The sequence below is a fragment of the Kitasatospora sp. SolWspMP-SS2h genome, from assembly GCF_003259315.1.
GTDB lineage: Bacteria > Actinomycetota > Actinomycetes > Streptomycetales > Streptomycetaceae > Kitasatospora > Kitasatospora fiedleri.
The window spans coordinates 189024-201695 of record NZ_QLLT01000013.1; the positions used below are offsets into that span (position 1 = coordinate 189024).

10 protein-coding genes are annotated in these 12672 nt (G+C 72.9%); 6 read left to right on the plus strand and 4 right to left on the minus strand.

Annotated elements, in window-relative coordinates:
* The first annotated feature begins 501 nt into the window (after positions 1-501).
* The 6 genes from K353_RS18165 (at position 502) to K353_RS18190 (ending at position 7464) form a co-directional block, all read left to right on the plus strand.
* Complete coding sequence (locus K353_RS18165; RefSeq protein ID WP_233533653.1) at positions 502-3111, plus strand: lectin; 2610 nt, start codon at positions 502-504, stop codon at positions 3109-3111.
* Between the two features lie 86 nt (positions 3112-3197).
* Entirely contained in the window at positions 3198-4637 is a 1440-nt protein-coding gene (locus K353_RS35730; protein ID WP_111554660.1) for a glycoside hydrolase family 76 protein, read from the plus strand.
* Between the two features lie 201 nt (positions 4638-4838).
* Positions 4839-5306, plus strand: coding sequence for a hypothetical protein (locus K353_RS18175; RefSeq protein WP_146616500.1), 468 nt, complete (start codon positions 4839-4841; stop codon positions 5304-5306).
* Positions 5293-5916, plus strand: coding sequence for a DinB family protein (locus K353_RS18180; RefSeq protein ID WP_111554662.1), 624 nt, complete (start codon positions 5293-5295; stop codon positions 5914-5916). The genes K353_RS18175 and K353_RS18180 overlap by 14 nt, the downstream gene beginning before the upstream one ends.
* 123 nt (positions 5917-6039) lie before the next feature.
* Positions 6040-6732 (plus strand): IMP cyclohydrolase, encoded by a 693-nt coding sequence (locus K353_RS18185; RefSeq protein ID WP_233533654.1) that lies wholly within the window; start codon positions 6040-6042, stop codon positions 6730-6732.
* An 84-nt stretch (positions 6733-6816) separates the two neighbouring features.
* Positions 6817-7464 carry a hypothetical protein gene (locus K353_RS18190; protein ID WP_146616501.1) on the plus strand — a complete coding sequence of 216 codons (648 nt, stop codon included), beginning with the start codon at positions 6817-6819 and terminating at the stop codon, positions 7462-7464.
* A gap of 96 nt (positions 7465-7560) precedes the next feature.
* On the opposite strand, the gene K353_RS18195 is transcribed toward K353_RS18190, so the two are convergent.
* The 4 genes from K353_RS18195 to K353_RS18210 form a co-directional block, all read right to left on the minus strand.
* Positions 7561-8952, minus strand: a complete 1392-nt coding sequence (locus tag K353_RS18195) for an FAD-binding oxidoreductase (RefSeq protein ID WP_111554664.1) — start codon at positions 8950-8952, stop codon at positions 7561-7563.
* Positions 8953-9021: 69 nt separating this feature from the next.
* Positions 9022-9396 (minus strand): cupin domain-containing protein, encoded by a 375-nt coding sequence (locus K353_RS18200; protein WP_111554665.1) that lies wholly within the window; start codon positions 9394-9396, stop codon positions 9022-9024.
* Entirely contained in the window at positions 9393-10931 is a 1539-nt protein-coding gene (locus K353_RS18205; RefSeq protein ID WP_111554666.1) for an APC family permease, read from the minus strand. The genes K353_RS18200 and K353_RS18205 overlap by 4 nt, the downstream gene beginning before the upstream one ends.
* Before the next feature lie 199 nt (positions 10932-11130).
* Positions 11131-12471, minus strand: a complete 1341-nt coding sequence (locus K353_RS18210) for a PHB depolymerase family esterase (protein ID WP_111554667.1) — start codon at positions 12469-12471, stop codon at positions 11131-11133.
* Between the last annotated feature and the right edge of the window lie 201 nt (positions 12472-12672).

Sequence of the window (12672 nt, forward strand, 5' to 3'; positions counted from 1 at the left end):
CTCCGAAATTAACCAGCAGCTACGGTCGCGTCAATGGTCTGGACAACGGAGGAGACAGCCCGAAACTAGCCAGCAACCATGACCGCGTCAATGGCCTGGACGGGCGGGCGCGCCCCGCCGCCGTCCACGCCGGGGCCGGTGCTCGACGGCCGCGCCTCCCCGGCGACTTGACCAGAATCCGGATCCGGTGCCCTCACCCGGCCCCACGCCGTCCCCGGCAGCCCGTCGCACCCGTCCCGACCTGCGGTCACGAGCGGCACGGGCACCACGGCGCGCACCACGCCACGTCCTTGGATGCCGCTTGACCACTTCCTGCGGGCGCACCACCACACTCGAACAGCACCCCTGCCGCGCCTGTTGATTGTTGTTGTCATTTCGGCCCGGAGCGTTGACAGGTCTTCCGCAACTGCCTTTTGCTGTGCGGGACTTGCCACCCTCGCCCCCACCCCCCACCCCCCACCCGCGCCGCGACAGCCGCGCCGCCCGCATCGGGAGCCGCACGTGAAACGATGGCGCATCCCCCTGGCGAGCTGCCTCCTCCTGCTCGGGTTCGCCGCCCCCACCACCCCCGCCGAGGCCGCCGCACCGGCCGCGGTGTCCGACCCCGCCGGCCTGGTCAACCCGCTGCTGGGCACCTCCAACGGCGGCAACACCTTCCCCGGCGCGGTCACCCCGTTCGGCATGGTGTCGTGGAGCCCCGACACCTCGTCCCGGCCGCCCGGCGGCAACTACGCCTACTCCGACAACGTCGTCACGGGATTCAGCCTCAACCACATCTCCGGACCCGGCTGCGGGGCGATGGGCGACATCCCCGTCCTGCCGACGCTCGGCGGCGTCGACGGCGGCGCCACCCAGACGTTCAGCCACGGGAACGAGTCGGCAGGCGCCGGCTCGTACGCGGTGACCCTCGGCAACGGAGTGCGGACCGAACTGACCGCCACCGCCCGCTCCGGCATGGCGCGCTTCACCTTCCCCGCCAGCACCCAGGCCAACCTGCTGTTCAAGCTGAACGCGGACAAGGCCACCAACCTGCACTTCAACCGGGTCAGCAGCACCGAGGTCAGCGGCTCGGTCGACGCCGGCCTGTTCTGCGCCTCGGCGCCCTCGTACACCGCCTACTTCGACATGGTCTTCGACCGGCCGATGACCTCCAGCGGCACCTTCAACGGCGGCGGTTCGGTCACCTTCGACACCACCGGCAACCAGGTGGTGCAGGCCAAGGTCGGCCTGTCCTACGTCTCGATCGCCGGGGCCGCCGCCAACCGGGCCGCCGAGAACGGCGGTTGGGACTTCAACGGCACCCGCACCGCCGCGCACGACGCGTGGAACTCCGTGCTCGGCCGGATCGCCGTGGCCGGCGGCACCTCCGACCAGCAGAAGGTCTTCTACACCTCGCTCTACCACTCCCTGCTGCACCCGAACCTGCTCAGCGACTCCGACGGCCGCTACTGGGGCTTCGACCACCAGGTGCACACCGTCTCCGGCGGCCAGCGGGCCCAGTACGGCACGTACTCCGGCTGGGACATCTACCGCACCCAGGCGCAGCTGGAGGCGCTGGTCGCCCCCCAGCAGGCGTCCGACAGCGCGCAGTCGCTGGTCAACGACTACGCCCAGGCCGGCTTCTTCCCCAAGTGGTCGCTGAACTCCGCCGAGACGCAGGTGATGAACGGCGACCCCGGCCCGGCGATCGTCGCGGACTACTACGCCTTCGGCGCCCGGAACTTCGACACCGCCGCCGCCAAGGCCGACATGGTCAAGGAAGGCACCACGGCCAACCCGATCCGGATGGGCCTGGACCTGCAGACCAAGTACGGCTACCTGCCCTCCGACGGCAGCTACCCCCGGGACTTCTACGGCTCGGCGGCCACCCTGCTGGAGTACAGCGCCCAGGACTTCGCCACCTCCGCGTTCGCCAAGGCGCTCGGCGACACCACGACCGCCGCGCAGTTCGCCAACCGGGCGCAGGACTGGAAGAACGTCTTCAACCCCGGCAGCGGCTTCATCCAGCCCAAGCAGGCCAACGGCGCCTGGAAGGGCGGCTTCGACCCGACCAGCAGCGACCAGTTCGTCGAGGGCACCTCCTGGCAGTACACCGGCGCGGTGCCGCACAACATCCGCGGCCTGGCCGACGCCATGGGCGGCAACGCCAAGTACGCCGCCTACCTGGACAGCGTGCTGTCGGACGTCCACGGCTCCGGCGGCGCGCACGCCGACCTCGGCAACGAGCCCTCCATCGAACTGCCCTGGGAGTACGACTACGTCGGGCAGCCCTGGAAGACCCAGAAGCTGGTCCGCCAGGTCCAGGACCAGCTGTGGCCGAACGACCCGGCCCGCTGGGGCGTCGGCAACGACGACCTGGGCACGATGAGCGCCTGGTACGTCTGGTCGGCCATGGGCTTCTACCCCGAGACCCCCGGCACCGCCGACCTCGCCCTGGGCAGCCCGCTGTTCACCTCCGTCGACGTGACCCTCGGCGGCGGCGGCCACTTGGTCGTCAACGCCCCGGCCGCCGCCGACAACGCCCCCTACGTCCAGAGCGCCAGGCTCAACGGCGCCACCTGGAACAACGCCTACCTGCCCGCGTCCTTCGCCACCGGCGGCGGCACCCTCGACCTGGTCCTCGGCACCGCCGCGAACACCGGCTGGGCCACCGCCGCCTCGGCCGCCCCGCCGTCCTACAACGGCGACGGCGGCGCCAAGCCGCCCGGCCCGCCGGTGAACGCCACCGGCCCGGTCACCTCCGACAACGGCGGCAAGTGCCTGGACGACAACACCGGCTCGACCGCCGACGGCACCCGCATCCAGATCTGGTCGTGCAACAACTCGGCCGCCCAGCAGGTCACCGTGGGCGGCGACGGCACCCTGCGGGTCGTCGGCAAGTGCGTGGACGTCAGCTTCGGCGGCACCGGCAACAACACCCTGGTGCAGCTGTGGGGCTGCGACGGCACCGGCAGCCAGCAGTGGACCTACAACCGCGCCACCAAGGCCCTGGTCAACCCGCAGTCCGGCCGCTGCCTCGACGTCCCGAACTCCAGCACCACCGACGGCACCCAGCTGCAGATCTTCGACTGCAACAACACCAACGCCCAGCGCTGGAACCTCCCCTCCTGACCGTTCCGGTCCCCCTCCGGTCCGGGCGCGGCCCCCTCCGCGCCCGGACCGGCCACCTCCTCCCCCACGAGAAGTGGAACCGACGCATGAACACCTCCCCAGTCGGACGACGGGCGGCACGGGCCGTCGTCGCCCTGCTCGGCCTGCTGCTGCTGATCCCGAGCGCCCCCGGCGCCCGGGCCGCGTCGTCCCCGGCGGCCGACAGCGTCGCGGTCCTGATGAAGTCGTACGACGCCAACACCGGCCGGATCGACGCGGGCGGCTGGTGGACCGCCGCGGTGTCGCTCAGCACGGTGATGACGTACGAGCAGGCCACCGGCGACCGCGGCTACGACTACGCGATCTCCGGCGCGTTCGCCAAGAACGGCAACTTCACCAACGAGTACATCGACGACACCGGCTGGTGGGCCCTGGTGTGGCTGCAGGCCTACGACCTCACCGGCAACACCGCCTACCTGAACACGGCCAGGACCGCGACCGACTACATGCACGGCTACTGGGACGGCACCTGCGGCGGCGGCGTCTACTGGAGCACCGCCAAGAAGTACAAGGCGTCCATCGCCAACGAGCTGTTCCTCGCCGCCACCGCAGGGCTGCACAACCGCATCGCGGGCGACACCACCTACGGCGGCTGGGCCGGCGCCGAGTGGAACTGGTTCAAGAACTCCGGCCTGATCAAGGGCAACCTGGTCCAGGACGGGCTCAACGTGCCCGACTGCACCTTCAGCACGGCGAACTACTCCTACAACCAGGGCGTCATCCTCCAGGGCCTCGCCGAGCAGTCCCGCGCCACCGGCGACGCCTCGCTGCTGACCACGGCGAAAGGCATCGCCACCGCGGCCGTCGCCCGCTTCAACCGGGGCGGCGTGCTGTACGACGGCTGCGAGCCGAACTGCACCGGCGACGGCTCGGCGTTCAAGGGCATCTTCGCCCGCTACCTGCGCGCCCTGGCCACCGCCACCGGGAGCACCGAGTACGACGCCTTCCTCACCACCACCGCCAACTCCATCCTCGCCACCGACACCAACGCCGCCGGCCAGCAGGGCAACTCCTTCGTCGGACCGTTCGCGCTGTGGACCCCCACCACCCAGGCGAGCGCCGCCGAGGCCCTGGTCGCCGCACTGGGCAGGCCGGGCGGCGCGGGCGTCCTGCGCGGGCAGGAGTCGGGACGCTGCGTGGACGTCCCCAACGCCACCCGGACCAACGGGACGCAGGTCGCGCTGTGGGACTGCAACGGCGGCGGCAACCAGTCCTGGACGTCGGACGCCTCCGGGCGCCTGACCGTCTACGGCGGCGGGAAGTGCCTGGACGTCCGCTCGGCCGCGACCGCCGACGGCACCCCGGTGCAGCTCTACGACTGCAACGGCACCGGCGCCCAGCAGTGGAGCCTGCGCCCGGACGGCACCGTCGTCAACACCCCCTCCGGCAAGTGCCTGGACGCCACCGGCCGCGGCACCGCCAACGGCACCCTCCTGGAGATCTGGACCTGCAACGGCGGCCCCAACCAGCAATGGAGCCGGACGTGAACCAGCGCTGAACCCCTCCCCCGGCGACCGGCGGCCGGCCGGCACCCGTGGTGTCGGCCGGCCGTCCGGCAGGGCCCGGCGGGTGACCCACGAGGTGGCACACCGCGCCGGGCGCCCGACGGGCCGTCAGCCGAGCCACCCGCCGGTGTCGTCCCCGTACGGCCACACGTCGTCCTCGAACACTGGGGCGAACCAGTGCGGTTGGACGTCACGCAGGCGCAGGGCGCGCCGGCGGCGCGGGTGCTCGGGGAGCGGGACGCCGACCTCGACGTCGGAGCCGTGCGCGAACAGCCGCTCCTGGCAGACACCGCAGGGCGCGAGCGCCCAGAAGCCGCGGTCGCCGTCGGCGGCGGTGACGCAGACCGAGGCGACGACGCGGCGGCCGAGCTTGTGCGCCTCGCGGATCGCACCGGTCTCGTGGCACAGCTGGACGGCACCGTCGGGGCTTCGGGCGCGGTGCCGGTCAGGACGGTGCCGTCGTCCGGCCGCAGCGCGGCCGCGCTCGCCCGGTCCCGGCCGGGGAAGCGGTGGCGGGTCAGTTCGATCGCGGCGCCCACGAGGGCGGGGTCGATGGCCATGGCCGGGACGCCACCGGTCCCGGCCGGGCGGCGAAAACGGTTTGTGGACCGGCCCGGACGGCGGCCAGACTCCGCGCATGACGGAGACTGACGACCGACTCGCCGCGACCAAGCGGGAGCTGAAGCTGTACCTGCAGGATGCGCGGAACGCGGTGGTGTGGAAGCTGGAGGGCCTGTCGGAGTACGACGTCCGCCGCCCGCTGACCCCGACCGGGACGAACCTGCTGGGGCTGGTCAAACACCTGACGGGCGCGGAGGCGGCGTACTTCGGCGCCACCTTCGGCCGGCCGTTCGAGGGCGGTCCGGGGCTGTGGGTGGCGGGCGCGGCCGAGCCGAACGCCGACCTGTGGGCCCGGCCGGAGGAGGGCCGGGAGTTCCTGCTCGCCGAGTACCGCCGGGTCTGGGCGCACGCGGACGCCACCGTCGACGCGCTGCCGCTGGACGCGCTCGGGAAGGTCCCGTGGCCCCCGCACGGCGAACTGACGCTGGGCCGGGTCCTGCTGCACGTGGTCGCCGAGACCCAGCGCCACGCGGGCCACGCCGACCTGGTCCGCGAACTGCTCGACGGCGCCGCCGGCCTGCGCCCGGCCGGCGCGGTCCTCCCGGAGGGCGACGCCTCCTGGTGGTCGGCCCACCGGGCCCGGGTCGAGCGGGCCGCCCGCACGGCGGCCACCGCCGCCGGCGAGTCCGTCCCCGACTGACCGGACGAAGGCCGCTGACCGGACGAAGGCCGCCGCCCCGGACGGCCACCGCCTCTGGAATGATCGTCCGGGGGGGCGGTGACCGTCCCCGGACGCCCGCCCCGCCGAAGGGAATCCGTCTCTGTGCCGATCGACCTCGCCGAGGCCTTGGCCGCCCATCCGTACCCGGGCCGGGGCGTGCTGCGCTGCCGCACCGCCGACGGCGCGTCGGCGGCCGCCTACTTCCTGACCGGCCGCAGCCCCGCCTCCCGGGCCCGCGCGCTGCGCCCGGGCCCGGACGGCACGCTGGCCGTCGCCCCGACCGACGTCCGCGCGCACGACGACCTGCGGCACTATCCGGCGGTGCGGCGCGGCGGCGGACGGGTGGTGTACGGCAACGGCGAGCAGGTGGCCACGGTCGCGGACCGGCTGGACGCGGGGCTGTCCCCGCTGGAGGCGCTGGACGGCCTGGACTACGAGCCGGACCCGCCGGTCTTCACCCCGCGCCTGACGGTGGTCGCGGACGTCCGACCGGACGGCCCGACCTGGTTCGGCGCGGCCCGGCGCGGTAGCGCCGCCCGCACCGCCACCGACCGCCTCTTCCTGCGGCTGGACGCCCTGCCGCCCGGCGAGGGCGTCCTCCTGACGACCTACCGGGGCGCCCCGTCCGCCCCCGCCACCGGCGCCCCCTACCTGGAGGTGTCCACTCCGTACCCGGACGCCGCCGCCCTGCTCGACCGCCTCTGGTCCGCCCTGCCGCCCGCGTACCGGGTGGCCGCCGCGGTCTTCGACCCGGCCGCCTTCCCGGAGGTCCTGCTGCGGCACGCCGCGGACTAATCCGAGGGGAACTCCGGCGCGCCGCACGGCTGTTGGCCGGAGGAACGCTGGACGAACGGCGAGTCGGCCGCTCACGATGGCGGTATGTCGGAGAGTGGTCGAACGGAAGAGCCGCCGGAGGCGGGGAGCGGGCGCCGGGCGCTCGACTGGGGGGCGGTGGCGGCCCTGTCGGGGGTGGTGGCGGCACTGGTGGCGCTGGTGGCGTACCTGCTGCCGCCGGACGCGCCCCGTCCCGCGCCGAGCCCGCCGCCCGTTCCGGTGGCGCGGTCCTCGCCGGAGCGGACGTCGGCGCGTCCGCACAGCCCCGCGCCGACGCCCACGCCCGGGCCGGCCGGGTCACCGGAAGCGGAGCCGGAGCCGGAGCCGGATTCCGCGCCGGAGCCGGATCCCGCGCCGGGGTCCTCGCGGACGGCCGACGTCCCGGTCCCGCTGCCCGCGGTGGTGCCGGCGGGGTGCCGGGAGGCGTCGGCGGCGGTGGCCGCGTACCGGCGTGACCAGGGGTCGACCCGGGGCGCGCAGGCGGACGCGGCGAACCTCGCCTACCAGGGGCTGATGCGGGCGGGCACCGACGCGGACCCGCCGGTGCGGCCGACGGTCGTGCGGCTGGCGCAGGAGTTCCAGGAGTTGGGCTTCCGGCTGAGCGGCATGGTGCTGGCGGACCCGAACGAGGTGGTCGCCGACATCAACGCCGACCTGCCGGTCCTGGACCGGCAGTGCGCGGGCGGCTCCTGACCCCCGGCCGCCGATGCCGCCGACGACCACGCGCGGCCGCCCGCCCGCCCGCACGGTGTGCGGGCGGGCGGGCGGCAGCGGTGGCGGCGGCCGGGGTCAGCTGTCGAAGCCGAGGCCGAGCCTGTCCATGGTCTTGAGCCACAGGTTGCGGCGGCCGGCGTTGCGGTCGGCGCGGTCCAGGGACCACTTGGTGATGCCGATGCCGGCCCAGCGGACCGGCTCGGGCGGGAAGGGCAGCGGCTTGCGGCGGACCATCTCCAGCGCGGTGCGCTCGGTGGGCTTCCCGGCCAGCAGGTCGAGCATCACCTCGGCGCCGAAGCGGGTGGCGCCGACGCCGAGGCCGGTGTAGCCCGCGGCGAGGGCGACCTTGCCGTGGTAGGCGGTGTCGAAGAAGGCGGAGAACCGGGTGCAGGTGTCGATCGCGCCGCCCCAGGCGTGGGTGAAGCGCAGGCCCTCCAGCTGGGGGAAGGTCTGGAAGAAGTGCCGGGCGAGGGTCTGGTAGGTCTGCGGCCGCTGGTCGTACTCGGTGCGGACCTTGGCCCCGTAGTGGTAGATCGCGTCGTAGCCGCCCCACAGGATCCGGTTGTCGGCGGACAGCCGGTAGTAGTGGAACTGGTTGGCGCTGTCGCCGATGCCCTGCCGGCCCTGCCAGCCGATCGCGGCGAGCTGCTCGTCGTCGAGCGGTTCGGTCATCAGCGCGTAGTCGTACACCGGCACGGTGTAGGGGCGGATCCGCTTGACCAGCGAGGGGAAGACGTTGGTGCCGAGGGCGACCTGGCGGGCGAAGACCCGGCCGTAGGGGGTGCGCACGGCCATGCCGGAGCCGGACTCGGCGATGTCGAGTGCCTTGGTGTGCTCGAAGACCCGCACGCCGAGCTGCTCGCAGGCCCGCTTGAGGCCCCAGGCGAGCTTGGCGGGGTGGAGCATCGCCACGCCGTCCTTGTCCCAGAGCGCGCCGAGGTAGGTCGGCGAGTCGACCTGGGCGCGGACGGCGTCGGCGTCCAGGAGTTCGTAGTCGCCGTACTCCTTGGCGAGTTCGTACAGTTCGGCGAGTTCCTCGACCTGGTGCGGCTCGGTGGCGACGTCGAGTTCGCCGGTGCGCTCCCAGTCGCAGTCGATCCCGTACGTGGACACCGCGTCCTCGATGGAGCTCAGGTTGCGGGCGCCGAGCTGTTCGAGCGCGGCCAGCTCGTCGGGCCAGCGCTCCAGGCCGTTGCCGAGGCCGTGGGTGAGGCTGGCGGCGCAGAAGCCGCCGTTGCGGCCGGAGGCGGCCCAGCCGGTCTGCTCGGCCTCGATCAGGACCACGTCGCGCCCGGGGTCCCGCTCCTTGGCGATCAGGGCCGTCCACAGGCCGCTGTAGCCGCCGCCGACGACCAGCAGGTCGCAGCGGACGTCGCCGGTGAGGGCGGAGTTGGCGGCGGGTCGGCCCGGGTCCTCCAGCCAGAACGGGGTGGGTTTGGCGTCCCGCAGGGCGTGCACGGGGTCCATGCTCTCGGTTCCTTGCCTCGGGGGTGCGGCCCGGCCGTGGGGGCGGCCGGGCCGTCGGGTGTGTCCGGGTTATCGGTCCTCGCCCTCGGCCGCCTCCGGGCCGAGGTTGACGGTGTAGACCTTGCGGAGCGTCTCGTGGACGGTCCAGGTGGTGCGGTCGCCCTCGCGGAGCACGGCGAGGTCGCCGGGGCCGAGCTCCAGGACGGGGCCGTCCTGGAAGGCGACGGTGGCCCGGCCGCTGAGCACGACGAACATCTCGTCGGCCTCGGTGTCGGTGACCACGCCGGGGGTGATCTGCCAGATCCCCCGGATCTGGCGCCCGTCGGCGGACTCCCAGACGACCTTGCCGGTGACCTCGGGCGTGCCGGAGACGACCTGCTCGGGGTCGAGCGGCTCGGGCTCCAGTTCGGCGTCCGGGACGTGCAGGGCGAAGCTGTTGATCATGCCTCGACGCTATCCGTTCCGGTGCCGGTGGCGGCCCTGTCACTGTGTGCCGAGTCCGGCCGCCACTCTGACAGCCCGTACGCCTTGGTCCCGGCCGCGGCGATCGCGACGGCCCGTTCGGCGTCGGCCTTCTGCCGGGCGGCCTTGCGGGCGGCGAGCAGCGGGTAGAGCAGCAGGGAGGCGCCGACCACGATCAGGCAGTAGACGACGGCCCTGGTCCCCTCCTCGTTGTACTGCTCGATGGCGGCCCAGGCGCTGACGGCGGTCAGGCAGACGGTGATCAGGCCGATGCTCCACCAGCCGCCGGGGATCTTGTAGGGGCGCTCCAGCTCGGGCTCGCGGACCCGCAGCGCGATCAGCGCGGCGACCTCCAGCAGGATGCCGATGTTGGTGAGGAAGACGTCGAAGATCACCAGGTTGGCGAAGCTGGAGAAGCAGAACAGCGCGTAGATGACGGAGGAGCCGATGATCGAGGCGATCGGCATCTTGTAGCGCTTGCTCTCCTTGGAGACCCACTTGGGCAGGTAGCCGTCGTGCGAGAGCGAGGAGGGCAGCCGGGAGTAGGAGGCGAGCAGCGCGGAGAACATCGCGACCGAGGCGAACAGGCCGCCGATGGTGACGGTGTACTGGAGCCAGGGGCCGGCCAGTTCGCCGGCGATGTCGGAGAACGAGCCGTCCTCCCACTTCCGCCAGCCGTCGTCGCCGTCCGCGCCGACCGCGAGGGCGGCCAGCGAGGGCAGCAGGTAGCCGACGATGATCAGCAGGACGGACCAGAACAGCGCCTTGGGCAGGTGCTTCTTCGGGTTCTCCATCTCGCCGGCCACGGTGGAGACCGAGTCCCAGCCCGAGTAGTTCCACATCACGATGAACAGGCCGGAGCCGAAGGCGTTCCAGGTGGACTGGCCCTGCTCGGCGGTCATCGAGGAGACCGGGTTGGTGCCGTCGGTGATCAGGTGCCAGCCGCCGATCGCGGTGAGGATCAGCATCGGGGTCAGGCAGATGATCGCGAACGCCACCGAGGAGTCGCCGACCCAGCCCGCGCCCATCAGGTTCAGCAGCGTGAAGACCACGATGACGCCGACGCAGATCACCCAGTTCAGGTCGACCTGGACGCCCAGCAGCTCGAACAGCACGTGCTTGCCGGGGGCGACGGCGCTGATCAGGCTCGACAGGTACGAGGTGAACATCACCGGGTAGAGCGCCATGTCCACGAAGCTGCACACCCACTGCAGCACGCCCTGCTGGAAGGCCCAGAACCGGCCGAGACCGCGCTTGACCCAGTGGTAGTAGCCGCCCTCGACGGGGATGGCGGTGCCGAGCTCGGCGCAGACCAGGGCGTGCGGCACGCTGTAGATCAGCGGGGCGACCAGGATCAGCAGGATGCCCATGCCGGGGCCCGAGGTCGAGAACAGCGGCTCGATGCCGTAGGCGCCGCCGGAGACGCTGAAGAAGATCAGCGCGACCAGCGGGACCAGGCTCACGCGCTTGGGCGTCGCCCACCGGTTCTCCGGCGGGGCCACGGGGATGGCGGTCATTTTCACCTTGACAATCGGGTGTCGGCACGGATGCGTGGGGGTTGAGGTGCACGAGTCTTGTCGTCCCGTTGACGTAGGGCAATCATTCAATCTGTCAGCCGTCTTGTTGCCCCTCTGACACAGTGCAGGCCCCGCCGACGGATCGGCGGGGCCCACATCGTGCCAGGTCAGACGGTTCTCATCCGTGGCCGGGCGGGTTTCAGGCGCTGCAGCCGGTGTCGGCGACCACGTAGTAACCGGCCGAGGTCTCCTTCAGCGTGTGCGTGACGAACAGGTTCCACAGCCCCATGTTCTGGTTCGACCCGTTCGCGTACGCGTACCCGCCGCTCTGGTGCGCCCGGCCCGCGGCGACCTGGTTGTAGTTGTTGTCCGTCCAGCACCCCAGCGGCCGGGTCGACGGGGACGCGGAGGGCGAGGGCGAGGAGGACGGCGAGGACGACGGGGACGCGGACGGCGACGGCGAACCGGACGGGGACGGGGACGCGGAGGCGCCGTCCAGGCCCCAGAACAGGCCGGTGTAGTACGAGGAGCAGATGGTGTTCAGGAAGTACGCCCCGCTCTGCCCGCAGTTCGCCGTGCCGCTGCCGGGGCTGACCGGCAGGCCGTGGCCCATGCCGGAGACGCTGTACAGCTGGACGGCGGGCCGGCCCGCGCCGTCGTTGTAGACGCTGAGGGTGGTGTTGCCGGGCAGCGACTGGGTCGCGGAGGCGCTCTGCCCGATGCCCCACACGTTGGTCCACTGGTCGCGCAGCTCGGTGGCGTTGACCGGGGCGACGGTGGTGTCGGAGCTGCCGTGCCAGATCGCCACCCGCGGCCACGGGCCGGTGTAGCCGGGGTAGGAGGCGCGGACCTTGTCGCCCCACTGGGCGGGCGTCAGGTTCTGGTTGGAGTTCTGGCAGCCGGAGGCGGCGGCCTGGGTGGTGGCGCACTGCGCGGGCAGGCCGGAGGCGATCGAGCCGCCCGCGAACACGTCCGGGTAGTCGGCGAGCAGGTCGGCGGCCATGCCGGCGCCCGCGGACAGGCCGGTCACGTACACCCGGGACGGGTTGCTGCCGTACAGCGCGACGGCCTTGTCGACCATCTGCTTGACCGACAGCGCCTCGCCCTTGCCGCGGGTGTCCTTGCCGCTGTCGAACCAGGAGAAGCAGGACAGCGCGTTGTTGGAGGAGCCGGTCTGCGGGAAGACCACCGCGAAGCCCCAGCGGTCGGCGAGCTGCGCCCAGCCGGAGTTGTTGTAGTAGTCGGTGGCGGTCTGGGTGCAGCCGTGCAGCGCCACCACCAGCGGCTTCCCGGTGGGCAGCGCGGTCGGGACGTAGCTGTACATCGCCAGGTTGCCGGGGTTGGTGCCGAAGCCGGTGACCTGCCCGAGCCCGGCCGCGGACGCCTGCGGCGCCCCGGTGAGCAGCCCGCCGGCGATCAGCGCGCCCGCCAGCGCCGCGCCCGCCCAGCGCCCGAGGCCCGCGCGCCGCCCGGGCCGCCCCGGGTCCGCCGCCGTCCGCCGTCCTGCCCGTACCAGTCCTGTCAGTCCTGCCAGTGCCATGTGGGGGCTCCGCTCTCCTCGGGTGCTCGCGTGCCGGGTGGGGGTGGCCGAGCACCGTTCGCGGTGAATCATCGGCGCGGGTCCGGCGGCGGCCCATGGGGCGGTGCACCACCGGCGGGGCCCGGGGCATGGCGGCGGCGACCATTGAACGGGCGCCCGACGATGATCACGCGCCCGCCCGCGCCTCCCACACCGGGGCGG

Excerpts from the sequence above, each read along its gene's own strand:
- K353_RS35730 (WP_111554660.1), top strand. The coding sequence starts at position 3,198 with ATGAACACCTCCCCAGTCGGACGACGGGCGGCACGGGCCGTCGTCGCC.
- K353_RS18180 (WP_111554662.1), top strand. The coding sequence starts at position 5,293 with ATGACGGAGACTGACGACCGACTCGCCGCGACCAAGCGGGAGCTGAAG.
- K353_RS18190 (WP_146616501.1), top strand. The coding sequence starts at position 6,817 with ATGTCGGAGAGTGGTCGAACGGAAGAGCCGCCGGAGGCGGGGAGCGGG.
- K353_RS18195 (WP_111554664.1), bottom strand. The coding sequence starts at position 8,952 with ATGGACCCCGTGCACGCCCTGCGGGACGCCAAACCCACCCCGTTCTGG.
- K353_RS18200 (WP_111554665.1), bottom strand. The coding sequence starts at position 9,396 with ATGATCAACAGCTTCGCCCTGCACGTCCCGGACGCCGAACTGGAGCCC.
- K353_RS18205 (WP_111554666.1), bottom strand. The coding sequence starts at position 10,931 with ATGACCGCCATCCCCGTGGCCCCGCCGGAGAACCGGTGGGCGACGCCC.
- K353_RS18210 (WP_111554667.1), bottom strand. The coding sequence starts at position 12,471 with ATGGCACTGGCAGGACTGACAGGACTGGTACGGGCAGGACGGCGGACG.